Below are 22,404 nucleotides of genomic sequence, written 5' to 3' on the forward strand. Positions count from 1 at the left end.
CCATGCAGAATGCCCGGGGCCGCCGCCGCGCGTCCGGTCCCGCTCCGGAGCCGCGCCTCGCGGAGGCCATTGCCGCGGACCGCCCCCGGGACGCCCAGCGCGAAGCGCGCCGCCGCCGCCGGGGTCCGTTCCGGCAGGTTGCGGATTTTGCCTCGGCCAGTGGCGTTGGACAGAAAGCCGGCGTAGCCCTTGCGGCCACCGGCCTGCTGCTGACTGTTACTGTCCCCGCCACCAGCCCTGTCCTGGCAGCCGGAGAGCAACAGGGCGCGGCGTCCGCGTCCGCTGCCTCACCGGCCCAGCCCAAGGTCTCGGCTGAAGCGGCGGCGAAAATCGACTTCAGCCGCACATCCGTGTCCACCACCGGTGACCCCGACGGGAAGCTCAAGCAACTCCTGAGTGCCCAGTCGGCCGGCACCATCAGCCGTTCGGCCTCGGTGGGCACCCTGGGGGCGCCGCTGACCACGATGGTCAAGTCCTCGCCCTTCGGTTACCGGGTTAGCCCGATCACCGGCGGCGCCGGCGAGTTCCACCGCGGGCAGGACTTTGCCGCCCAGTGCGGCACCGAGGTGCTGGCCGCAGCCAGCGGCACGGTGACGTTCTCCGGGTGGCACCCGTACGGGGGAGGCAACCGCGTGGTGATCAATCACGGCAACGGCCTGGAGACCACGTACAACCACCTGTCGTCCTCCAGCGTCGAGGTTGGCCAGAAGGTCACCCGGGGCGAAATGATCGCCCTCAGCGGGACCACGGGCGCCTCCACCGGCTGCCACCTCCACTTCGAGGTGATGGTCAACGGCGACGTCGTTGATCCCACCGGCTGGCTTTAGGGCCAAGCCGAGTGAGCACTCTCATTCCTGTGACACGCCGTGACCTGAATGTGACATTCGCTCCGAACTGCTGTACCGTCTAAACCGCGTCAACTTTTCCGAAGTTGACGCTCTTGAGTGGATTGCCTAGCTCTGCCACCGCTCAAGGTCCGTTCGCATTACATCGTCTGGCAGGGGCGGGGGAACCAATTTTGGTCTTCGCAAGAAGGCCTTGGGGTTAAGTCGCAAAGCTTCCCAGGAAGCGGAGCGGCCGGGTGACTCCCATCCGAATCCGACAGCTCACCTCGCAGGCATTGGGAGAGGCTACCTTCGTGTCTTCACGCCACAATGCCGCGCGCCACCGCGCGCAAACGGTTCGTATGAACCCATTGGACTCCGTGTCCAAGGCGGTTAGCGCCAATGCCGGCACAGTAGGTCGCCAGGCAGCTGTCATCGCGGCTGCTTCAGGACTCATCCTGAGCGTTGGCATGCCTGCCAACGCAGCCGACGCCAACATTGGTGTTTCCGCCTCCTCGGAGACCGGATCCCAGGCTGCGCAGCTTGCTGTGACCGCCGCGCCCACCGCCACTGTCTCCTTCGAGCGTCCGGCCGTCACCACGGTGGCAGCCCCGGTCGCCGAAATCATCGCTCCCCAGTCGAACGATGAGAGCCAGACGGCCGATGCAGGCCAGGCCGGCAACGAGAGCGCAGGTGCGGCCTCGGCCGTCACCGCCAAGTCCACCGACGGTGCGGCCTCGGCCGCAGCTTCCGGGCTGGCTGCAATCGCGTACACCGGCATCGGCAGCCCCTACGTCTGGGGCGGCACCACCCCCAGCGGCTGGGACTGCTCCGGCTTTACCCAGTGGGTTTACGCTCAGGCAGGCATCAGCATTCCCCGCGTCAACGCGTGGAACGCCATGAAGCCCACCTCCACGCCTGCTCCCGGCGACCTGGTCATGCAGAACGGCGGCGCCCATGTGGGCATCTACGTCGGCAACGGCATGATGATCAGCGCGCTGAACCCCTCGCAGGGCACGCTCCTGCACGCGGTGTCCGCAACGGGCACGTCCGCTTTCTACACCCTTCGCTAAGAATCCGATTCGAGGCGGGCCGGCTTACCCCCAAGATGCCGGCGCGTCGATAACCCATGGCCTGCTACCGCGGTCCGTGGAACACGAAAGAGAGAAACTCATGACTACACGTGCGACCATTGCACGGCACCGCGCCGAGGTCACCAAGACCAACTCGCTGGCCGTCATTGCCAAAGCCGTCGGCGACAACGCAGGTGGCATGGGCCGCCAGGCCGCAGTTATCGCTGCTGCTTCCGGTCTTGTCCTGACCAGCGGCATCGCCGCCAACGCCGCTGAGACCAACGTTCAGCGTGAGTCCGCTGCAGCTTCCACGCTGGAAGTCCAGTCCGCTGCACCGTCCACCATCTCGGCCGCGTCCAGCATCGCCATCTCCTACGAGAAGCCTGCTGTTTCCACCACGCCGGCTCCCGTCGTCGAGGCCCCCAAGCCTGTTGTCAAGGTCCAGGAAGCCGCCCCCGCCGTTGAGGCTGCTCCGGTTGCCGACGCCGCACCGGCAGTCCAGGCCACCGCCGCCGTCGAGACCGCTGCCCCGGCAGCGCCGAAGACCACTGCCGCTAGCGGCAAGGGCGCTGCGATCGCTGCTGCTGCCTACGCGCAGCTGGGCGTCTCCCAGGACTGCACCGCCCTGGCCACCAACGCACTCGCCGCCGTGGGCATCCACTACCACGGCTGGCCGGCAGGCTACCTGTCCCTCGGACGCACCGTCAGCGCTGCTGAGGCTCGGCCGGGCGACCTCGCCTACTACCAGAACGGCGGCATGGGCCTGGCCCACATCGCTGTGTACGTCGGCAACGGCCAGGCCGTCCACGGCGGCTGGAACGGCGGAACCACCGCACTGTTCAGCGTGAACGTCGGCTCCGGCCCGGTCTTCATCCGCGTCGGCGGCTAAGACACCCAAGCCTTACAAAAGGACCCCCGCCAACTGGCGGGGGTCCTTTTTTGCCTTGCGCCCGGATGAATTTTTGGTGACACGCCATGACGATGCTTGTGTTCGATTCGCTCATCTGCCTAGTGAGTGTTTACTCTTATGGTGTCGATCCATAGCCCGGACATGCAGAGGGCAGCCGGCCCTCGCGCCTCTGCCGGGTGCGGCCGTGAAGAGGTATGTGCATGCGCACACTCGTTCTGAATGCTGGATATGAACCGCTGGCGGTAGTGACATTCCGCCGGGCGCTGGTCCTTGTGCTCACCGGAAAGGCAAGCGTGGTGGCCGAAGGCGACGATCCTGTCGTCGGGCCGCAGGACATCATGGGCCGTCCGTCCGTGATTCTCCTAAACCGCTACATCCGCCCCCGGTACAACATGATCACCGCGGTGAGCAGACGCGGTGTGCTTCGCCGCGACGGGCACCGGTGCGCCTACTGCGGCAAGGCAGCCCACACCATAGACCATGTCCAGCCGAAATCCCGGGGCGGTGCCGACTCTTGGGAGAACCTCGTGGCAGCCTGCCTCCGCTGCAACAACGTCAAGGGTGACCACACGCCCGCCGAAATGGGCTGGAAGCTCCGGTTCGATCCGGCTCCGCCCGTGGGCACCATGTGGCAGATCAAGGAACTGGAGAAGCCCACACCGGCGTGGGATCCGTTCCTGCTTCCGGAAAGGGCAGCCTGACACTGGTCTGAGCCTCCCGGCATTACGCTGGGTGTGTGGACTTTGACGCAATAATCCTGGCCGGCGGCCGCTCCTCGCGGCTGGGCGGCTCACCCAAGTCTGGCCTGGTGTTCGACGGCGCCACCCTCCTTGAGCGCTCCCTCGCGTCGGCCGCGGGTGCCCGGCACACTGTTGTGGTGGGACCTGACACGGCGGGCCTCCCCGGTGGTGTGCTCACCACGCGTGAGGATCCGCCGTTTGCAGGTCCGGCCGCGGCCATCGCCGCCGGCCTTGCCGCGCTCCGGGCTGAAAGCCCCGCGGACATGGTCCTGGTCCTCGCCTGCGACATGCCGCGCGTGGGTGTTGCCGTCCGCGCACTTGTGGACGCCCTCCCCGGGGCTGGTGCGGACGGCGTCATGGCGGCGTCGGACGACGGGCGGCGGCAGCCGCTGGCAGGTTTTTATAGCACAGCCGCGCTAGAACGTGCGGTGGAGGACGCCGCCGCACGCGACGCCCTGGTTCACGGGTCAGTCTTCGCCCTCCTTGCTAGTCTTGACGTGCAGGCTGTGGTTGTCCCCGCAGGCTCCACGGATGACGTGGACACGTGGGACGATGCGGCCGCGTTGGGAGTAGCTGTCCGGGAGCAATGACCCGCATTCCGGACCGCCGTGAATTTGGAGGCAGGCATGAAAAGCCAGGACGAGACGCTTGAGGAATGGTGCCGTCTGCTGCTGCGGGCCTTTGAGCTCGAAGATGTGGAGGTCGACATCAACGAGGTGTTGTCCGTCGCGGGAGTAGCTGCGCACTCCGTGGTGCGTCCGGCTGCACCCCTCACCACCTTCATAGCGGGGCTCGCCGTCGGCTTGCAATGCGCTTCGGGCCAGGCGCCTGCCGCCCACGCCATGCAAAGCGCCATGGACGTGGCCCGTGCGGTGGCCAAGGCCTACGCTGCCGATGAGGCGCAGGCTGTGGCAGGTTCCCCGGCCGCAGGCTCCGCCGGAACTTCGGCGCCCAGCGGGACCCCGGGGGAATGACAGCCTCGCCCGAGCACCGCTCCGACGACCCCCACTCCTCCACGGAGGCAGACCCCGCCGGGGACGGAACTGCTTCCGCCGTCAGCGGACCCGGTTCCGCCGCCGACCCCGCGCCCGATGTTCCACCCTCGACCGACGGCGAACCCGCGCCCGATGTTCAACCCGCCGCGGCGGGGGAGGCGGACGGTCACGGGGAGCCGCGGGAGCCGGACGCGCACGCCAAGCACCTGGCGCACACCTGGGAGGAGGCCCGGCAGGCCGCCTTCGACTGTGCCGCCCCGATACCGGCGGCACCCGTTCCCTTGCGCGACGCCGTGGGCCGGACGCTGGCGGCGGACATCACTGCCCGCCAGGACATGCCGCACTATGCGTCGTCCGCCATGGACGGCTGGGCCGTTAACGGAACAGGTCCGTGGATCCTGGCCGAACCGGGACAGCGTCTGGCACCGCATCAGGCGAGTGTGATCGTGACCGGCGGACTGATTCCGCCAGGCGCCAAGGCGGTGCTCCGCACCGAGAGCGGCGTGATCTCCACGGACGACGACGGGCTGCCTGTCCTGACGCTTGGCGGCGGCGCCCGGCCCGGCGAACCGAGGAACGGCCAGCACATCCGCAAGGCTGCAGAGGAGGCCGCTGCCCGGGACGTGCTGGTCAAGGCCGGCGTCGTGCTTAACCCCGCCCATGTGGCCCTCGCCGCCCTCGCCGGGTACGACGAGGTGGAGGTCCTGGGTAAACCCGTGGTGAAACTGCTGCTGACAGGCTCCGAAGTGGTGGAACAGGGAGTACCCGAGCCCGGGCGGGTGCGTGACACGTTCGGGCCACAGCTGGCCACGGTGGTGGAGATGCTCGGGGGCCTGTGCCGGGAACAGGTCCGCATCGGCGACGGTTACGCGGAATGGCTGCAGGGGCTCGAGGACACAGGCATAGCCGAGGCACAGAACTTGCCGGCCGACGTCGTCATCACCACCGGCGGGACCGGCCGTTCCGGCACCGACCACTTCAGGCGTGCCATCGCTGAACTGGGCGGGCGGCTCATCATTGACGGCGTGGCCATGCGGCCGGGGCACCCGGCCGTGCTCGCCGAACTGCCGGACGGGCGCTTCGTGCTGGGGCTGCCGGGCAACCCCCTGGCCGCCATGATGGCTCTGTCCACCGTGGGCGCGCCGCTTCTGGCCGCCCTCGGACACGGCCAGCTGCCGCCCGTCGGGGAAGTTCCCTCCGGGACCATGCTCGAACCCGACCCCGGCCGCACCCGGCTGATGCCTTTCCGGCTCCTCTACGGCATGGCATCGCCGGCGCAGCACACCGGGCCCGGCATGATGCGTGGACTGGCGTCCGCCGACGGCGTCCTGGTGGTGCCGCCGCATGGCGTGCAGCTCGGCGAGATGGTGGCGGCTTTCGCCCTGCCCTGGGGTCCGGACATTCCCGAGCCCAAGACCGCCGAACCCAAGCCCAAGAGCGCGGCGCGGAAGTCCTCCTCCCGCACGTCCGGCAAGCAGGCAGCCCAAAGCGGGCCCGTGGACTGGAGTGCCCTGCTCGACTGAGATGCGATGATGGAGGCATGAACAGCCACTCAGCGCGGAGTCTCGCATGGGCCGCGTAACGCAACGACGCAAGGTGCACCGCTACGTCCTGGACGGCTCGCCCGCGGCGTTGGAATTCCCCGTCAGGCACCGCGAGGACGTGCTCGCCGTCGAGGAACCGCTGGAGATCCGGCTGGGCAACCTGTCCTTTTCAGTCACCATGCGAACGCCAGGGGACGACTTCGACCTCGTGGCAGGTTTCCTCGTCTCGGAAGGCGTCATTTGGGACGCCGACCAGCTGATCTCGCTCAGGTTCTGCGCCGGCGAGGACGAGAACGGGGTCCAGACATTCAACGTGGTCGAGGCCCAGCTGCGGCCCGACGTGCCCCTGCCGGACACCGGCCGGCACGTCTACACGTCCAGTTCTTGCGGGATCTGCGGCACGGACTCCATTGAATCGGTAACGAAGTCCTCGCACTTCAACCCCGCCGCCGACCGGCTTACCGTTCCGGTCGAAACGCTTGCCGCCCTGCCGGACCGGCTGCGGGAGGCGCAGGCAGTCTTCGAGGTGACCGGGGGAGTGCACGCTGCCGGACTGTTCAGGATAGACGACGACGGCGGTGCGGAGCTGCTGTGCCTCCGTGAGGACGTGGGCCGGCACAACGCGGTGGACAAGGTAGTTGGCTGGGCCCTGCGTGAACGCCGGCTGCCGCTCACCAACACCGTGCTCCAGGTGTCGGGGCGGGCATCCTTCGAGCTCGTCCAGAAGGCCGCCCTCGCCGGCATCCCGGTGCTCGCCGCGGTCAGCGCACCCTCCAGCCTGGCGGTGGAGCTGGCCGAGTCCACTGGTGTGACGCTTGCCGGGTTCAGCCGGGGAACCAGCCTGAATGTCTACGCAGGTCCTGGCCGCATTTCCACGCCTGCTCCGGTGCCGCGGTAGGGGCGTGGCACCTTGGCGTCCGGACGCCAAAGCAGTAGATTTTATCCATCGAATAGAAGCGTTGATCCCACACGGCAGCTGAACTGCCCGGACCCAAGCTGACCGCGACGCCCATGCCCGCACGAAAGCCAGCACAGTCGCTTCTGCTTTCACGTACTAAAGAGGTACACATTGCACGACGACCGCCGGATCACGGAAGTCCGCCTGGACCGCTTCGTCCGCGAACGGATTTCCCCCGCCATCTATGGCCGGAGCGTGCCGCTGGAGCTCAGCAGCTGGGACGTTCCGGATGAACCCGTTCCGGTACTGGAGGCGCTGCGCCAGGAGTTTACGCCGCAGGAACACGGTGCCCCCTGGGGACGTCCGTGGAGCACCAAATGGCTGCGGCTCCAGGGGGAGGTGCCGGATGCCTGGGGAACGGCGCCGGATACCGAAGTGGAGATCGTGGTGGACCTCGGATTCACCACGGAGATTCCCGGCTTCCAGTGCGAGGGGATCGCCTGGCGCCCGGACGGCACCATCATCAAGGCTATCTCGCCCCGCAACCAGCACATCCCGCTGAAGCTCCTGGGCAGCGGACTGGCTGTGGACTTTTACGTTGAGGCGGCAGCCAACCCCGACGTCGCCCAGGGCTGGAGTTTCGCCGCGACGCCGTACGGGGACAAGGCCACCGCCGGAACCGAACCGCAGTACCGCCTTGGCAGCATCGCCATAGCCGAACTGAACCGCGCCGTCTGGGAGCTCCAGCAGGACGTGCTGACGCTCAGCGGCCTCATGCACGAGCTGCCCACGGAACTGCCGCGCCGGCACGAGATCCTCCGCGCCCTCGAACGCATGATGGACATCATGGACCCCGACGATGTCGCGGGCACGGCACCGGAAGGGCGGGCTGCCCTGGCCGAGGTGCTGGCCAGGCCTGCCTACGCCTCCGCCCACCGGCTGCTCGCCACAGGGCACGCGCACATCGACTCGGCCTGGCTGTGGCCGGTGCGGGAGACCATGCGCAAATGCGCCCGGACTTTTTCCAACGTGGTTGCCCTCATGGATGAGGATCCGGACTTCGTGTTCTCCTGCTCCTCGGCCCAGCAGCTCGCCTGGATCAAGGAATATTACCCGGAGCTCTTCGGGCGCATCCGGGAAAAGGTGAAGTCGGGCCAGTTCATTCCCGTGGGCGGCATGTGGGTGGAATCCGACACCAACATGCCAGGCGGGGAGGCCATGGCCCGGCAGTTCGTGGAAGGCAAGAGCTTCTTCCTCAGGGAATTCGACGTCGAGTGCAGGGAAGCCTGGCTGCCGGACTCCTTCGGTTACTCCGCGGCCCTGCCGCAGATCGTCAAGGCCGCCGGCAGCCGCTGGTTCCTGACCCAGAAGATCTCCTGGAACCAGATCAACCGGATGCCGCACCATACCTTCAACTGGGAAGGCATTGACGGCACCCGCCTCTTCACGCACTTCCCGCCGGTGGACTCGTATAACTCCGAACTCAGCGGCCGGGACCTGGCGCACGCCGAGCGCAACTACCGCGACCACGGACACGGGACCATCTCGCTCGTTCCCTTCGGCTACGGCGACGGCGGCGGCGGACCGACGCGGGAGATGGTCGCAGCCGCGCACCGCGCGGCCGACCTGGAAGGCTCGCCGAAGGTCCGGATCGGTTCGCCGCGCAGCTTCTTTGAGCAGGCCGAGGCCGAGTACAAGGCGCTGCCGGTCTGGGTGGGGGAGATGTACCTGGAGCTGCACCGCGGCACCTACACGAGCCAGGCCAGGACCAAGCAGGGCAACCGCCGGTCTGAGCACCTCCTCCGCGAAGCGGAGCTGTGGTGCGCCACCGCCGCCGTCCGCTCCGGCGGGGAGTACACCTACCCTGCGGCTGAGCTGAAGCGGCTGTGGCAGCTGGTCCTGCTGCAGCAGTTCCACGACATCCTGCCCGGCAGCGCCATCGCCTGGGTGCACCAGGACGCCGAACGCAACTACGCGGCCGTGGCCAGGGGGCTGGAAGCACTGATCAGCGAAGCTGCCGCGGCCCTCCTTGGCGACGGCACACAGGAATTCCTGCTCAATGCCAGCCCCCATGGCCGGCTGGGAGTCCCGGCGCTCGCAGCGGGGGTGCCTGACTCAACCCGGGACGCAGCGTCAGCCACTGACCAGGTGGAGGCCACGCCGCTGGACGGCGGCTTTGTCCTGGACAACGGCGTCATCCGTGCCGTGCTCGATGACAACGGGCTCCTCACGTCCCTGCGGGACCACGGGTCAGGCCGCGAGGCGATCGCCCCAGGCCAGTTCGGCAACCACCTGGAACTGCACCGCGACACCCCCAACGAATGGGACGCCTGGGACATTGACGAGTTCTACCGGCGAAACGTCACCAGCCTTGCCGACGCCGCGGAGGTGCGGCTGGAGCGGCACGGCGGGGACGCCGTCGTCGTGGTGGAACGGCTTACCGGTTCCTCCCGCATCACCCAGCGCATCACGCTGGCAGCGGGCAGCCCGTCCCTGGGAATCTCGACTGAGGTTGACTGGCAGGAACGGGAGAAGCTGCTCAAGCTGGGATTCCCGCTGGACCTGAGGGCCGACCGCTCGGCGGCGGAGACACAGTTCGGCCACGTGTTCCGGCCAACCCATGTGAACACCTCATGGGAGGCGGCGAAGTTCGAGATCTGCGCACACCGCTGGATCCACGTCGCCGAACCCGGTTACGGCGTGGCGATCGCCAACGCCTCCACTTACGGGCACGACGTCGCCCGCTCCGTCCGGGACGACGGCGGGACCACCACCACCGTCCGGCTCTCGCTGCTGCGGGCGGCCAAGTTCCCCGATCCCCAAGCAGACCGAGGCAGACACGTGCTTGACGTCTGGGTCCGCCCGGCGGCGGGAATCGACGAGGCCGTGGAGGAGGGCTACCGCGCCAACCTCGCGCCGAGGACGGTGCGGGGCGCCCGCCCGGCCGAGGCACTGGTCACCGTGGACAACCCGGCCCTGGTGGTTGAAGCCGTGAAGCTGGCCGAAGACGGCTCCGGCGACGTCATCGTCCGGCTGTACGAATCGCTCGGCCAGCGCTCGGCCGGACGGCTCACGGCCAACTTCCCGGCCACAGGAATCCACTCCGTGGACCTGCTCGAGCGGCCGGTTGAGGCGACGGGCGTGACGGCAGGGGCGGACTCCGCGGAGCTTACCCTGCGGCCGTTCCAGTTGGTGACACTGAGGCTCACCCGCTGAGGTAACGGCCGGCGCAGCGCTCAGAACTCGTGCAGCAGGCGCCGGACGAACTGCCGGGTCCGGTCCTGCCGCGGTGCGCGGAGGACTTCGGCGGCAGGTCCGCGCTCCACCACAAGGCCACCGTCCATAAAGATGACCTCGTCCGCCACCTGGCGGGCGAAGGCAAGTTCGTGGGTGACGATGACCATGGTCCATCCCTCGTCGGCCAGTTCCTGGATGACGGCCAGGACATCGCCCACGAGTTCCGGGTCCAGCGCCGAGGTGGGCTCGTCGAACAGCAGCAGCTGGGGTTTCAGGGCCAGGGCCCGCACGATCCCTACTCTCTGCTGCTGGCCGCCGGAGAGCTCGAACGGGTAGGCGTCGCGCTTGTCCGCCAGGCCCACCCTGGCGAGCAGCTTCTCGGCCTCGGCCACCGCCTCGGCCCGCTTGCGCTTCTGCACCTGGACGGGTCCTTCAATGACGTTCTGCAAAACGGTCATGTGCGGGAACAGGTTGTAGTGCTGGAACACCATGGCGCTGCGGTCCCGCAGGTCTGATATCTCCTTCTTGGAGACCCTGGCGGAGAAATCCAGCGCCAGATCGGTTCCCGGTTTTCCGGAAGCGCCAGGCCCGGACGAGGTGCCCGGCCCCGCAAAGGTGACCGTCCCGGCGTCGGGCGTTTCCAGTCCGTTCAGTGAGCGCAGCACGGTGGTCTTGCCCGAACCCGACGGCCCGATCAGGGCCACCACGTTGCCCCTGCGCACGTCGAGGTCGATGTCCCTCAGCACCACGTTGCTGCCGAACGCCTTTGCGAGGTTGCGGACCGACAGCACGGGCCTGGCCTGTGCCGAGGCTCCGTGGGCTGCCGTGTGGGCTGCTCCGTCAGTGGGCGACATAACGGTCCAATCTCCTTTCAAGGACGGACTGCCCGGAGGAGAGCGCCAGGCAGATCACCCAGTAGACGAGGGCAGCCTCGAGGTAGAGCGCCATGAACTCCTGGCTGAAGGCGGCGATTTGCTGGGCGTTGCGGAAAAGTTCCGTGACCAGGATCAGCGAGGCCAGGGACGTGTCCTTGACCAACGAAATAAAGGTGTTGGACAGCGGCGGCACGGACACCCGCGCGGCCTGTGGCAGGATGATCCGGCGCAGCGACTGGCCGCGGGACATGCCGATGGTGTGCCCGGCTTCCCACTGTCCCTTGGGCACGGACAGGATGGCGGCGCGGATGACCTCGGCGGCATAACCGCCAACGTTGAGCGAGAAGGCGATGATGGCGCTGGGCCACGGATCAAGCTTCACGCCCAGGCTGGGCAGGCCGTAGAAGATCACAAACAGCTGCACCAGCAGCGGCGTGCCGCGGATCACCGACACGTAGAACCGCGCCACGCCGGACATCACGGTGTTCCGGCTCAGCCGCATCAGCGCCACCAGCAGGGCCAGGGCGAGGCCGATGACGAACGAGGCCAGCGTTAGCGGGATGGTGCCGGTGACTGCCCCTGTGACAATAGGGCCGAAGGAGCTCCAGATGAGATCCCAGTTCAACGGCATCTACTTCGTGACGTCCGTGCCGAAGTACTTCTCCGAGATCTTGGCCAGCGTCCCGTCGGCGCGGAGGTCGTCCAGGGCCTTGTCCACCGCTTTGGTGAGCTCGGTGGAACCCTTGCGGAACACAAAGGCGCTCTCGGACTTCTCGGTGGTTTCGGCGGCAACCTTCAGCCCGGCGTCCGGGTTCGTCTTGGCGTAGTCGAGGTAGGTGAGCTTGTCGTTCACGATGGCGTCCACGCGTCCCTGCCGGACCAGCGCCACGCCCTGGGCCCAGCCCTCCACGGACTGGACGTTGGCGCCGGCGTCGACGGCCATCTTGTAGAAGTTGCTGGTCAGCGACTGGGCTGTGGTCTTGCCCTTGAGGCTGTCGAAGCCGGTAATGCTGTTGTTGTCCGCCTTCGTCACGATCACACCCGTGGAGACGGTGTACGGCTTGGAGAAGTCGTACTTGGCCTTGCGCTCGTCATTGATGGAGATCTGGTTGGCGATGGTGTCGAAACGCTTGGCGTCGAGGCCGGCGAAGATGCCGTCGAACTGGGTCTCCTGGAAGGAGGCCTTCACGCCCAGCTTCTCCGCCACAGCACGTGCGATCTCCACGTCATAGCCGGTCAGGTCGCCGGCGCCTTCGGCGTGGAAGGAGAACGGCTTGTAGGTGCCCTCCGTGGCGATGACGATCTCGCCCTTGGACTTCACATCGCTCAGTGACGTGTCCGAGCTGCTGGTGGCCGGGGCTTGGGTACCTCCGCCGCCGCAGGCCGTCAGAGCCAGGGCCAGTCCGGCAAGGGTGGCTGCAAGGGCGGAGCGGCGGGAATGGACACGGTTCATGGCGGGTACCTTCTTCTTCAGGCTGCGGCGGTGGCAACGCGGCGGCCGGATCCGGCCCCGCGGTGCCAGTGCATGCAACTCATTGGCAAAGTCCTTTATTTCGCCATCATACGGGGCTGAAACGGGCCCTTAAAAAGGCTGAGTGGGGGCGGTCCCCAACGGCCGCCACCACTCATCCCCCCAATGTGCGATCCGGCAGGCGCCACGGCTTGTAAGCCAGGCAGCAACTGCTTTCACACATTCATGATTCTCTCACGGTCTAATGATTTTGTGAATCCCGGGTTGCTACCTGTCGGTAGATGACGTTCCGTGACCCCTGGGACTGGCGGCCTTCACCCGTGCCAGCCAGACCATAACGAGGCCGGAGACGTAGAAAACCACCGCCGCATTGTTCACCGCCGGCGCCGCCGGCAGGAGTTGGGGCGGCGCGAATTCAAGGCAGAGACCGGCAACAGTGGCAACGGCGCCCGCCGCCATCAGGGCCGCGCCGGTCCTGACGAGCGGGGGCAGGCTTTCCTTGACGCTGCGGAGCAGGGCAGGCAGCAGCGCGAGGGACACGTATGCCAGGTAGCCCCGGGCGGCGGCCCAGTAAAAAGGGATCAGGGCCTCATTCCTGGCGCTGGACGCGGCTTCCCTGAAGCCAACTGATGAGGCGGAGGCATCCATCATGAGGAAAATCGCCACCAGGGCAGCGGAGAAAATCGCGAGCATGGCCAGGCCAGGTGGGCCGGCGATCATGCGGTGGGCGTCAGGGGCGCCAAACCCCTTCGTGACCCGGACCGCGATGAGGTAGATCGTGGCGAAAACAACCAGGCGCAGCACGACGTGGGCAATGTTGATGCCGCCGAGGGCACCGTCGATGGCCACATAGAACTGTCCGATGCTCAGGACCGCTGCCACGGTCGCCAACAGGAAGATGAAGAACAGGGCCGGGTTCACGCCGCGCACGGCGCTGGGAAAACGGGCCAGTGCGGCACCCGCGCAAACAACCAGCGTTACCCAGGGGAGAATCTCGCTCATACCAGGTTCTCCCAGATTCTTTCGGTCTGTTCCTGGTCCTGTTCCTGCCGCCGCAGGGTTCTGCCGAGTGCTTGGAGGCGTTCGCCGGCCAGGGCGGCAAGGTCCCCATCGCTGAGCCGGTCCAGGGCAGTCTGCCGTGCGCGGGGCGGCCAGCCGGCTTCGGCTTCGGTCACCAGCCCGGTGGCCACCAGTCCGCCTGCCGGCCCGACGCCGGCTGCCCGGGAGGTGGCGACGGCCAGTTCGGGGGCGAGCCGGTTGGCGGTCAGCTGTGCTGAGTAGTTCTGGGGAGCCACGCCGGTGGCGGCGGAGACCCGGTGGCGGAGTTCGCCGTCGTCGATGGCATCCACCCAGTTCTTTACGGAGGTGGCGTGCGGCGGCGGGCTGAGTTCCGGCTGGTCCGCGCCGGCGGAGCCTTTGGGCGCGGTGCGGACAATGACGGCCCGCAGCAGGTCGACAGTGGCGATTTGGCTTACGAGTTCCTTGTCGGTCGGCGGGATGGAGGAACCGGTAAGGTCGCTGTACGTCTCGAAGGTGGCCAGTGCCGCAACCGGATTGATGTTGTAGGCCCGACTGATGCTCACGACTGTGGTCTCGGCAACCTTTCCCCGCACCATCTGCTGGGCGAGGGTGGTTCGCTTGACCCCGGAGAGCCGGCAGACATCGGCCGTGCTGGTATCCGGTGCTACACCACTAAGCCAGCGCTGGAATGCTTTGGCGGGGAGGGGCATGAAACGCTCTCTGCTGAACGAATGTTTGACTCATATTAGCGGCGTCTACTACCGGCGCTCGGCGGACAGCATCCGGTGCTTGCGCCCGGCCCGGCCGCTGTCCAGCCAGACAAGTGCCAGGCCGGCAACAAAGCACAGGATGGCCGTGTAGTTGATGACGAAACGCAGGAACGCCAGCCCCGGTGGGATGACCGGGAACAGCAAGGTAAGCGGAATCGCTATGCTGCCAATGGCCAGGAGCGCCGCGCTGATCCGGAGCAGGGCGGGCAGCGAGCTCCTGATGGCCCGCAGCATCCCCGGCAGGATCGCGAGGCACACATAGGCCGGATAGGCCCGGCCGGCGGCGGCGTAGTACTGGAGCAGCGCAGCATTCTGCCCGCTCCTGGATTCGAGGCCGGTCATTCCCACGGCCGAACCGGCCGTGTCCATCAGCGCGAACAGTACCACCAGTGCGGTGGAAATCAGCGCCAGTGCGGATATGCCGGCATGGCCACGGACCAGCCGCAATCCCCGTTTGTCGCCGAAGCCCGTTGCGATCCGGATGCCGAGGAAAAAGATAGCCCCGAAGATGATGAAGCGCAGCAGCAGGTTGGCAAGGTTTGTGCCGCCAAGCAGGGCATCGATGGCCATGTAGGGGCCGCGGATGCTCAGCAGGATGGCCACCGTCAGGAGGGCCAGGGCGTAGAAAATGGAGCTGTTCTTCCGGCGGGCCAGGTTGGGGATCCGGCTGAGGGTGGCAGCCCCGGAGACCACCAGGGTGGTCCACTGCAGGATTTCAATCATCCGAGGTTCTCCCAGATCTGTTCGGTTTGTCGTTGGTCATGTTCCTGCCGCCGCAGGGTCTTGCCGAGTGCCTGGAGGCGTTCGCCGGCCAGGATGGTCAGCTGGCCGTCGGTCAGGCTGTCCAGGGCAGCCTGCCGTGCGCCGGCCCGCCAGCCGGCTTCGGCTTCGGTCACCAGTCCTGTGGCCACCAGTCCGCCTGCCAGTCCGACGCCGGCTGCCCGGGAGGTGGCGACGGCCAGTTCGGGGGCGAGCCGGTTGGCGGTCAGCTGTGCTGAGTAGTTCTGGGGGGCCACGCCGGTGGCGGCGGAGACCCGGTGGCGGAGTTCGCCGTCGTCGATGGCATCCACCCAGTTCTTTACGGAGGTGGCGTGCGGCGGCGGGCTGAGCCCGGGCGGTCCGGCGCCCGTCCCTGTTCTTATGTCAGTGCCGTTGCCGGTGCCCGGCTCGGTGCGGGCAATGATGGCGTGCAGCAGGTCCGCGGTGGCGATCTGGCTGACCGGTTCCTGCAGCGTGGGCGGGAGGGGCGGCTTTCCCAGATCCCGGTAAGGCTCGAAGCAGCCCAGCGCTGCCACCGGATTGATGTTGAAAGCCCGGCTGATCCCCACCACGGTTGCCTCGGCCACCTTGCCGCGGACCAGCTGCTGGGCCAGAGTGGTGCGCTTGACCCCTGAAGCCCTGGCCACATCAGCAACGCTGGCGTCCGGCGCGACGCCGTGCAGCCAGCGCTGGAAGGCCTTGGCGGGGAGGGGCATGGAACGCTTTCTGCTGACTGGAAGGGTGGTTTGCAGGCAGCCCGCAAGCCTCGATTTTATTTAGCGCGCCGCATCAACTATGCTAGGTGGTCGAACCCGCTGGTCCGTACACCCCCCAAGTCCGGACCAGCGGGTTCTTTCATGCCCGCCTGAATTTTCGGGTGAAAACGGGCAGCGGTGAGAGGATGGATTGATGACTGCAACCCTTGTTGCGAAGGACCTTTCGGGCGGTCATGATCACCGCACCCTCTTCTCCGGGCTGTCCCTCACCGTGGCTCCCGGGGACGTCGTTGGCGTGGTCGGCGCCAATGGTGCAGGCAAGTCCACGCTGCTGCGGCTCCTTGCCGGCGTGGACCAGGCGCAGGCCGGCACAGTCAGCCTCGCCCCGGCCGACGCCTTTGTGGGCTGGCTGCCGCAGGAACACGAACGCATCGCCGGGGAGACTGTCGCTGGCTATATTGCCCGCCGCACCGGCTGCGCCCAAGCCACCGCTGAGATGGAATCCACGGCCGAGGCCCTGGGCTCCGGGGTGCCCGGAGCCGACGACGCCTACTCGGTGGCGTTTGACCGGTGGATGGCCTCGGGCGCCGCGGATCTGGATGAACGGATAGCCCCCGTCCTCGCCGACCTTGGCCTGGACGTCGGTCCCGACGCCGAGATGACCGGGCTCTCCGGAGGCCAGGCCGCGCGCGTGGCGCTCGCGGCCCTGCTGCTGAGCCGCTTCGACGTCGTGCTCCTGGACGAGCCCACCAATGATCTTGACCTGGACGGCCTGGCCAAGCTGGAAGCGTTCGTGCAGGGCCTTCGCGGCGGAGTGGTGCTGGTCTCCCACGACCGCGAGTTCCTCGCCCGCTGCGTGACCTCCATCGTGGAACTGGACCTCGCCCAGAACTCGGTGGCAGTGTACGACGGCGGCTACGAGGCCTTCCTGGAGGAGCGTGCCGTGGCCCGCCGGCATGCGCGCGAACGGTTCGAGGAATTCGCGGCGACCAAGGCGGACCTCGTGTCACGTGCCCGCACCCAGCGGGAATGGAGCTCCCAAGGCGTCCGGAACGCCATGCGGAAGAGCCCTGACAACGACAAGATCCGCCGCGCCGCCAGCACGGAGTCCTCTGAAAAGCAGGCGCAGAAGGTAAGGCAGATGGAGTCGCGCATCGCCCGGCTGGACGTGGTGGACGAACCGCGCAAGGAGTGGCAGCTGCAGTTCAGCATCGGGCAGGCGCCGCGCTCCAGCTCTGTGGTGGCAACGCTGCGCGACGCCGTGGTCCGGCAGGGCGGCTTCACCCTGGGGCCTGTCAACCTGCAGCTCAACGCCGGCGAGCGAATCGGCATCACCGGGCCGAACGGGGCCGGCAAGTCGACGCTGCTCCGGTTGCTCCTGGGAGTCCAGGCACCGGACTCCGGCGACTCGTCCCTCGGCGTGTCCGTGGCCGTCGGCGAGATCGACCAGGCCCGGGGGCTGCTGGCCGGACACCTAAGACTGGCTGACGCCGTCGAAGCCGTCCTGACCGACTACACGCCCGCCGAGGTCCGGACCCTGCTGGCGAAGTTCGGCCTCAAGGCGGACCACACCGCGCGCACCGTGGACTCGCTGTCGCCGGGGGAGCGGACCCGCGCCGCCCTGGCCCTGCTGCAGGCCCGCGGCGTGAACCTGCTGGTCCTGGATGAGCCCACCAACCACCTGGACCTCCCGGCGATCGAGCAGCTGGAAGAAGCACTGGAAAGCTACGACGGCGCCCTGCTGCTGGTCACCCACGACCGGCGGCTGCTGGAAAACGTCCGCCTGGACGTGCGCTGGAACGTGGACAACGGCGTCGTCACCGAACTGGCGGCAGGCAAGATGGAGCAGAAAAGATGAGCATGGACGGCGTCGCCTGGCGCTCGCTTTACAACATCACCCGGGCCAAGAGCGGCTCCCGGCCGTTCTCCAAAGAGACCCTCAAACGTGTCCTCGGCTTTGCCCGTCCGCACCGCGGCAGGCTGATCGCCTTCGTGGCCGTGTCCGTCGCCATGGCGTTCCTGGCTGTGGCCACGCCGGTCCTGGCCGGCCAGGTGGTCAACACGATCGTTGCCCGCGCCGACTCCGGCGAGGTGATCCGGCTGGCGGCCCTGATCGCCGGCGTGGCGGTGGCCGAGGCAGCCCTGGGCATGGTGAGCCGCTGGCTGTCCTCCACCATCGGCGAGGGCGTGATCGTGGACCTCCGCACCCGGGTGTTCGACCATGTCCAAAGAATGCCCATCGCGTTCTTCACCAGAACCCGTACCGGAGCGCTGGTCAGCCGCCTGAACAACGACGTCATCGGCGCGCAGTCCGCGTTCGCCGGAACCCTGTCCGGTGTGGTCAGCAACGTGGTGGCCCTCATCCTCACTCTCGCGGTGATGCTGAACACCTCCTGGCTGGTCACGGTGCTGGCCATGGTCCTGCTGCCGATCTTCCTCATCCCGGCGCGGCGGATGGGCTCCCGGCTGGCTGACTTGCGGCGCGAGGCGGCCGAACATAACGCCGCCATGGGCACCCAGATGACCGAGCGCTTCTCCGCCCCCGGCGCCACCCTCGTGAAGCTCTTCGGCCGGCCTGACGAGGAATCCCGCGAGTTCGCGCTCCGTGCCGGCCGGGTCCGCGATATCGGCGTGCGGACGGCCATGCTCCAGTTCACGTTCGTGACCGCGCTGACGCTCGTCTCGGCCCTGGCTCTCTCCCTGGTCTACGGCCTGGGCGGCTGGCTGGCCATCGGCGGACAGCTTGCCCCGGGCGACGTCGTGGTGCTGGCGCTGCTGCTTACCCGCCTCTACGCGCCGCTCACCGCGCTGTCCAACGCCCGCGTGGAGATCATGAGCGCCCTGGTCAGCTTTGAACGGGTCTTCGAAATCCTGGACCTCAAGCCCCTCATCCAGGAAAAGCCCGGTGCACTGGCAGTCCCGCCCGGGCCCGTAGCCGTGGAGTTCGACGACGTGCGGTTCTCCTATCCCTCCGCGGACAAGGTCTCGCTGGCCTCGCTGGAGGAGGTCTCCACACTGGACACCCGCGGCGGCGAGGAAGTGCTGCACGGCATCAGCTTCCGGGTGGAACCTGGCCAGACCGTCGCACTCGTGGGCTCCTCCGGCGCCGGCAAGTCCACCGTGGCCCAGTTGCTGTCACGGCTGTACGACGTCGACTCCGGCGCCGTGCGCCTTGGCGGCACCGCCCCGGCCACCGGCCTGGACGTGCGCGACCTGACCTTCGACTCCATCCGCGCCACCCTGGGCATGGTCACCCAGGACGGGCACCTGTTCCACGAAACCATCGCCTCCAACCTCAGGCTGGCCCGCCCGGAGGCCACCGACGAGGACATGTGGGCGGTGCTGCGCCAGGCCCGGCTCGAGACCATGATCCGTTCGCTTCCCGACGGCCTGGAAACCGTGGTGGGGGAGCGCGGTTACCGGCTCTCCGGCGGGGAACGGCAGCGGCTCACCATCGCCCGGCTGCTGATCGCCCAGCCGCGCGTGGTCATCCTCGACGAAGCCACCGCCGCGCTGGACTCCACGAACGAAGCCGCCGTGCAGGCGGCACTGGGTGCTGCGCTGGAAGGCCGCACCGCCGTCGTTATTGCCCACCGGCTCTCGACGATCCGCGCGGCGGACGTCATCCTGGTGGTGGAGGACGGACGGATCGTGGAACGCGGAACCCACACCGAGCTGCTGGCCGCGGACGGCCGCTACGCCGAACTGTACCGGACCCAGTTCGCCGAGGCCACGGCTGTGGCGGAGGAAGCCGTGCCGGAGTACTGAGTTTTCGGCGCCGCTAGCCACCGCGTTACCGGAAGATGTTGTAGCCGCTAAAGCCTGATCCGACAATCGTCCGCGCGCCCCAGCTCCCGTTCCTGTATGGGTAGTGGGCCAGCCTGCCGTCAGTAAGCCGAGTGATTAATCCCTGATTTCCGGGCGTGAATCCCGACACCTTGGTGACGCTGTTGACGATGCTCCACCCGGTGCCCACAATGCTTCTGGGCTCGGAGATAAAGGCGCCGGCCCCCGTGGACCGGTACAGCAGCAGGCTGCCGTCGCTCCGCTTGGCGAGGAGGTCCTGCCTCCCGTCTTGGTCGAAATCTGCCATTGTGAGGTAAAGGCCCTTCCAACCGGGCCCGATTCTGGTGCGTGTGCTCAATGTCTGTCCGCTGCCATTGCCGTAGTGCCAGAGGGTTCCGGCGGAATCGTAGGCAATGATGCTTGGGTATTTGTCGCTCGATCGCCAGCGGCCCACCACAAGGTGGTACCCGCCCCATCCCGAACCGATCTGCCGGGCCGGTGCGAATCCTCCATCGGACCTACCAGGGTAGAGACTCAGTCGCCCATCCTTCCACTGCGCGATGATGTCGAACACGCCGTCGGCGTTCCAGTCGGTCACGAAGCCTTTCGCTAGCGCTGCCCAGCCGCTGCCAATTTTTTTCCGGGCCTGAAAGCTGCCCTGCCCGGTCGGTCGGTAGTTCCATAGCACGCCATCCGGAGCGGGTGCTACGGTGTCAGCGGCGCTGCCGATGGCCAGCCCGGTTGCAGCGGGAGCCGTCTGGGATCCGATGCTGATGGTGGTTGCAACACTGGGAACTCCGGAATCGTCCATCGCAAAAAGTAAATAATTGCCTGGCACCAGCACGCCGGGATCCGCCGGCAACCTCAGCGAGGCGGTGTTTCCCGACACCGAAGTTGCCGTCAGAGGGATCCGCCGCTGATCGGTGTTCACGCTGTGCGTCACCGTGCTCATCCTCACCAGCGAGAACTTGGTGATCGGTGAACCGGTGGTTACCGATATGGTGGCGCCGTTCCCTGCACTGGCGGGCGCGTTAACAATTTTTGGTCGGACCCGTTCGTTGCCGTTTTCGTCCAGCAGGTATGGCGGCGTGAAAATCTGCCCGTCCAGGTGGTTGGTGGCGCAGGCGCCCGCGCATAGTCCGCCGCCGCCTGCGAATACCCGGCCGTCGGGGAGGAGCGTGGCGATACTGTGATAAGTCCTGGGAATGGTCATGGGGGCCAGCGTGGTCCATTGCCCGGTCTTAGGGTTCCAGATTTCCGGCGACAGTCTGGCCCCGCTGGCGCCGAAGGTCACCGGAGTGCCCTGACCGCCAATCACGAGTACCTGGCCGTCAGGCAGCGCCACCCCGTTGGCGTATTGCCGGTCGACGGCCATACTCGCGGTCGGGGCAACGGTAACGCCGTTATTGATGTCGATGGTGTACGCCCGCGCCGTGGGAGGGGCGCCCGAATAGGCTGTGGACCCGCCCACGGTAAGGATTTTGCCGATGTCGTACATCACGGCATTTCCGTTCATCGCGTCTGCGCTGTCGGAACGCAACCCGGCCGGGGTGATGGTGCCGGCCCCGGTTGTTGAGATCCAGTTCATTTGACGGCTCGGCCCTGCGTGGAAAACCCGGCCGCCGGAGACGGCAAACAGCCACGCATGATTATCGGAACGGAACTCGCCCGCAGGATCCTTGGTCAGGATGCCGCTTGAAAGCACGTTAGGCAGCGGGCGCCAGCCGCTGGCGGCGGACCAGACCTCACCGTGTTTGTAGCCGACGCCACCGGACCATGACCCGCCGACGGTGAACACCTCGCCTGCTGACGTGGTCACCGTGGACTGATACCCGCGGGCGGTTGTCATGGGCGGTCCCGCAGTCCACGTGTCGGTCCCCGGTTCATACAGGGTGGTTTTGGTGCTGCTGTTGCCGCCGGTGATCATAATCCGTCCGTCCGGCAACATCGAAATCCCGGGGCAGAACATGTCATGGCCGGTGGCGGCCACCTGGGACTGGGCCACTTCCCCTGTGGTCAAGTTCAGCGTGGACGTCTGAGTCAAGCTCCCGCCGCCACCGAACGTGGCGGGAGCGCTGGCAGACCAAGTCAGTAGCCGATTGCCTGGCAGCAGCGCCGCTGCGGCGGGGACAATCGGGAAGTTAATTGTGGGCCCCCAGGCTCCCGGGGAGCCGGTTGCCACTGCCTGCACTGACAACTTGCTACCGGTCTGGCCGATTAGATTGATCTCCGCGGCGTTGCTCCAGGGCCCGCGGTGCCCGGCTTCCGCAGTGGCGCGCAGCTGAACATAGCGGGCGGAGACTGGCGCAAACGTCACACTCTTCTCGTCCCCGGTGTCCGCCCAGGTGCCGCGGGCCACCGGCGCGCTCCAGGTAGTGCCGTTCGTGCTGACGCGGATCTCGAAGCCGCCTATCCGCCCGTTTGGCTCCTTGGACGGGAGGTAGCGGAAGCCCGAGATTCTTTGAGTTACCTTGGTGTCAATTATCAGGGCGTGCGGCAGTTGGACTGCGGGGGCGGTTGTCCTGCTCTGCCAGAAGGTGGTGATGTCCCCGTCAAGTACGTTCGCCCCCCGGCCGTTGTCACCCGAGATCTCTTCGTCACTTGGGGTGACTGTCCATCCAGCCCGTGACAGGGCGTCCGGCGCCGCCTGCGCCGCCTCGGCCGGCAGGAGCATGACGTGTTCGTGCGTTCCCCGCGAGGTCGCGGTAGGAGAGGGGGCGGTCGCCGCGCAGCCCGCGGTCAACAGCAGCACGACCACAAGTGCGGCATATGAATACATTTTGCCT

20 protein-coding genes, 1 pseudogene and 1 riboswitch are annotated in these 22,404 nt (G+C 67.2%); of the genes and pseudogenes, 12 read left to right on the top strand and 9 right to left on the bottom strand.

What is annotated here, in order from left to right; translation table 11 throughout:
• Positions 1 to 2 precede the first annotated feature (2 nt).
• The 9 genes from AC5RWD_RS00120 to AC5RWD_RS00160 all read left to right on the top strand — a co-directional run bounded on the left by AC5RWD_RS00120 (position 3) and on the right by AC5RWD_RS00160 (position 10,200).
• Entirely contained in the window at positions 3 to 827 is an 825-nt protein-coding gene (locus AC5RWD_RS00120) for a M23 family metallopeptidase (protein WP_494018315.1), read from the top strand.
• A gap of 137 nt (positions 828 to 964) precedes the next feature.
• Positions 965 to 1,134, top strand: a riboswitch (cyclic di-AMP (ydaO/yuaA leader).
• A gap of 52 nt (positions 1,135 to 1,186) precedes the next feature.
• Positions 1,187 to 1,897, top strand: a complete 711-nt coding sequence (locus AC5RWD_RS00125) for a C40 family peptidase (RefSeq protein ID WP_494018095.1) — start codon at positions 1,187 to 1,189, stop codon at positions 1,895 to 1,897.
• A 100-nt stretch (positions 1,898 to 1,997) separates the two neighbouring features.
• Complete coding sequence (locus tag AC5RWD_RS00130) at positions 1,998 to 2,786, top strand: NlpC/P60 family protein (protein WP_494018096.1); 789 nt, start codon at positions 1,998 to 2,000, stop codon at positions 2,784 to 2,786.
• Between the two features lie 221 nt (positions 2,787 to 3,007).
• Positions 3,008 to 3,508: an HNH endonuclease gene (locus tag AC5RWD_RS00135; protein ID WP_377962333.1), complete on the top strand. Its 501-nt coding sequence runs from the start codon at positions 3,008 to 3,010 to the stop codon at positions 3,506 to 3,508.
• Between the two features lie 35 nt (positions 3,509 to 3,543).
• Entirely contained in the window at positions 3,544 to 4,137 is a 594-nt protein-coding gene (gene mobA, locus AC5RWD_RS00140; RefSeq protein ID WP_494018097.1) for a molybdenum cofactor guanylyltransferase, read from the top strand.
• A 36-nt stretch (positions 4,138 to 4,173) separates the two neighbouring features.
• Positions 4,174 to 4,521 (top strand): DUF6457 domain-containing protein, encoded by a 348-nt coding sequence (locus AC5RWD_RS00145; protein ID WP_494018098.1) that lies wholly within the window; start codon positions 4,174 to 4,176, stop codon positions 4,519 to 4,521.
• Positions 4,518 to 6,065, top strand: a complete 1,548-nt coding sequence (locus tag AC5RWD_RS00150; RefSeq protein WP_494018099.1) for a molybdopterin molybdotransferase MoeA — start codon at positions 4,518 to 4,520, stop codon at positions 6,063 to 6,065. Before AC5RWD_RS00145 ends, AC5RWD_RS00150 begins: the two co-directional genes overlap by 4 nt.
• A 46-nt stretch (positions 6,066 to 6,111) precedes the next feature.
• Positions 6,112 to 6,984 carry a formate dehydrogenase accessory sulfurtransferase FdhD gene (gene fdhD / locus AC5RWD_RS00155; RefSeq protein WP_494018100.1) on the top strand — a complete coding sequence of 291 codons (873 nt, stop codon included), beginning with the start codon at positions 6,112 to 6,114 and terminating at the stop codon, positions 6,982 to 6,984.
• A 171-nt stretch (positions 6,985 to 7,155) separates the two neighbouring features.
• Entirely contained in the window at positions 7,156 to 10,200 is a 3,045-nt protein-coding gene (locus AC5RWD_RS00160) for an alpha-mannosidase (RefSeq protein WP_494018101.1), read from the top strand.
• A 20-nt stretch (positions 10,201 to 10,220) separates the two neighbouring features.
• On the opposite strand, the gene AC5RWD_RS00165 is transcribed toward AC5RWD_RS00160, so the two are convergent.
• From AC5RWD_RS00165 to AC5RWD_RS00195, 7 genes are all read right to left on the bottom strand, one after another.
• Positions 10,221 to 11,075 carry an amino acid ABC transporter ATP-binding protein gene (locus tag AC5RWD_RS00165; RefSeq protein WP_494018102.1) on the bottom strand — a complete coding sequence of 285 codons (855 nt, stop codon included), beginning with the start codon at positions 11,073 to 11,075 and terminating at the stop codon, positions 10,221 to 10,223.
• A complete protein-coding gene (locus AC5RWD_RS00170; protein WP_494018103.1) occupies positions 11,062 to 11,727 on the bottom strand; it encodes an amino acid ABC transporter permease in 666 nt (221 codons plus the stop codon). The genes AC5RWD_RS00165 and AC5RWD_RS00170 overlap by 14 nt, the downstream gene beginning before the upstream one ends.
• Positions 11,728 to 12,549 (bottom strand): amino acid ABC transporter substrate-binding protein, encoded by an 822-nt coding sequence (locus AC5RWD_RS00175; RefSeq protein WP_494018104.1) that lies wholly within the window; start codon positions 12,547 to 12,549, stop codon positions 11,728 to 11,730.
• A gap of 285 nt (positions 12,550 to 12,834) precedes the next feature.
• Positions 12,835 to 13,569 (bottom strand): hypothetical protein, encoded by a 735-nt coding sequence (locus AC5RWD_RS00180; protein ID WP_494018105.1) that lies wholly within the window; start codon positions 13,567 to 13,569, stop codon positions 12,835 to 12,837.
• A complete protein-coding gene (locus tag AC5RWD_RS00185) occupies positions 13,566 to 14,297 on the bottom strand; it encodes a hypothetical protein (protein ID WP_494018106.1) in 732 nt (243 codons plus the stop codon). Before AC5RWD_RS00185 ends, AC5RWD_RS00180 begins: the two co-directional genes overlap by 4 nt.
• Positions 14,298 to 14,345: 48 nt before the next feature.
• Positions 14,346 to 15,080: a hypothetical protein gene (locus AC5RWD_RS00190; RefSeq protein ID WP_494018107.1), complete on the bottom strand. Its 735-nt coding sequence runs from the start codon at positions 15,078 to 15,080 to the stop codon at positions 14,346 to 14,348.
• Positions 15,077 to 15,832 carry a hypothetical protein gene (locus tag AC5RWD_RS00195; protein ID WP_494018108.1) on the bottom strand — a complete coding sequence of 252 codons (756 nt, stop codon included), beginning with the start codon at positions 15,830 to 15,832 and terminating at the stop codon, positions 15,077 to 15,079. The genes AC5RWD_RS00190 and AC5RWD_RS00195 overlap by 4 nt, the downstream gene beginning before the upstream one ends.
• A 193-nt stretch (positions 15,833 to 16,025) precedes the next feature.
• On the opposite strand from AC5RWD_RS00195, the gene AC5RWD_RS00200 reads away from it, so the two are divergent.
• Complete coding sequence (locus AC5RWD_RS00200) at positions 16,026 to 17,690, top strand: ABC-F family ATP-binding cassette domain-containing protein (protein WP_494018109.1); 1,665 nt, start codon at positions 16,026 to 16,028, stop codon at positions 17,688 to 17,690.
• Positions 17,687 to 19,600, top strand: coding sequence for an ABC transporter ATP-binding protein (locus tag AC5RWD_RS00205; RefSeq protein ID WP_494018110.1), 1,914 nt, complete (start codon positions 17,687 to 17,689; stop codon positions 19,598 to 19,600). Before AC5RWD_RS00200 ends, AC5RWD_RS00205 begins: the two co-directional genes overlap by 4 nt.
• A gap of 25 nt (positions 19,601 to 19,625) precedes the next feature.
• On the opposite strand, the gene AC5RWD_RS00210 is transcribed toward AC5RWD_RS00205, so the two are convergent.
• Positions 19,626 to 21,416 (bottom strand): galactose oxidase-like domain-containing protein, encoded by a 1,791-nt coding sequence (locus AC5RWD_RS00210; RefSeq protein ID WP_494018316.1) that lies wholly within the window; start codon positions 21,414 to 21,416, stop codon positions 19,626 to 19,628.
• Positions 21,417 to 21,519: 103 nt separating this feature from the next.
• On the opposite strand from AC5RWD_RS00210, the gene AC5RWD_RS00215 reads away from it, so the two are divergent.
• Positions 21,520 to 21,657 (top strand): hypothetical protein, encoded by a 138-nt coding sequence (locus tag AC5RWD_RS00215; RefSeq protein ID WP_494018331.1) that lies wholly within the window; start codon positions 21,520 to 21,522, stop codon positions 21,655 to 21,657.
• 200 nt (positions 21,658 to 21,857) lie between these two features.
• Here the strand turns inward: AC5RWD_RS00215 and AC5RWD_RS00220 are convergent.
• Positions 21,858 to 22,397: pseudogene (locus AC5RWD_RS00220) on the bottom strand (discoidin domain-containing protein); the annotation flags it as partial.
• Between the last annotated feature and the right edge of the window lie 7 nt (positions 22,398 to 22,404).

It is taken from the genome of Arthrobacter sp. CMU6, from assembly GCF_059090205.1.

Coding starts and splice junctions, on each gene's coding strand:
- AC5RWD_RS00125 (WP_494018095.1), top strand. CDS start 1,187: ATGAACCCATTGGACTCCGTGTCCAAGGCGGTTAGCGCCAATGCCGGC.
- AC5RWD_RS00170 (WP_494018103.1), bottom strand. CDS start 11,727: ATGCCGTTGAACTGGGATCTCATCTGGAGCTCCTTCGGCCCTATTGTC.
- AC5RWD_RS00130 (WP_494018096.1), top strand. CDS start 1,998: ATGACTACACGTGCGACCATTGCACGGCACCGCGCCGAGGTCACCAAG.
- AC5RWD_RS00195 (WP_494018108.1), bottom strand. CDS start 15,832: ATGCCCCTCCCCGCCAAGGCCTTCCAGCGCTGGCTGCACGGCGTCGCG.
- AC5RWD_RS00135 (WP_377962333.1), top strand. CDS start 3,008: ATGCGCACACTCGTTCTGAATGCTGGATATGAACCGCTGGCGGTAGTG.
- AC5RWD_RS00150 (WP_494018099.1), top strand. CDS start 4,518: ATGACAGCCTCGCCCGAGCACCGCTCCGACGACCCCCACTCCTCCACG.
- AC5RWD_RS00185 (WP_494018106.1), bottom strand. CDS start 14,297: ATGCCCCTCCCCGCCAAAGCATTCCAGCGCTGGCTTAGTGGTGTAGCA.
- AC5RWD_RS00175 (WP_494018104.1), bottom strand. CDS start 12,549: ATGAACCGTGTCCATTCCCGCCGCTCCGCCCTTGCAGCCACCCTTGCC.
- AC5RWD_RS00165 (WP_494018102.1), bottom strand. CDS start 11,075: ATGTCGCCCACTGACGGAGCAGCCCACACGGCAGCCCACGGAGCCTCG.
- AC5RWD_RS00205 (WP_494018110.1), top strand. CDS start 17,687: ATGAGCATGGACGGCGTCGCCTGGCGCTCGCTTTACAACATCACCCGG.
- fdhD (WP_494018100.1), top strand. CDS start 6,112: ATGGGCCGCGTAACGCAACGACGCAAGGTGCACCGCTACGTCCTGGAC.
- AC5RWD_RS00180 (WP_494018105.1), bottom strand. CDS start 13,569: ATGAGCGAGATTCTCCCCTGGGTAACGCTGGTTGTTTGCGCGGGTGCC.
- AC5RWD_RS00190 (WP_494018107.1), bottom strand. CDS start 15,080: ATGATTGAAATCCTGCAGTGGACCACCCTGGTGGTCTCCGGGGCTGCC.
- AC5RWD_RS00200 (WP_494018109.1), top strand. CDS start 16,026: ATGACTGCAACCCTTGTTGCGAAGGACCTTTCGGGCGGTCATGATCAC.
- AC5RWD_RS00145 (WP_494018098.1), top strand. CDS start 4,174: ATGAAAAGCCAGGACGAGACGCTTGAGGAATGGTGCCGTCTGCTGCTG.
- AC5RWD_RS00120 (WP_494018315.1), top strand. CDS start 3: ATGCAGAATGCCCGGGGCCGCCGCCGCGCGTCCGGTCCCGCTCCGGAG.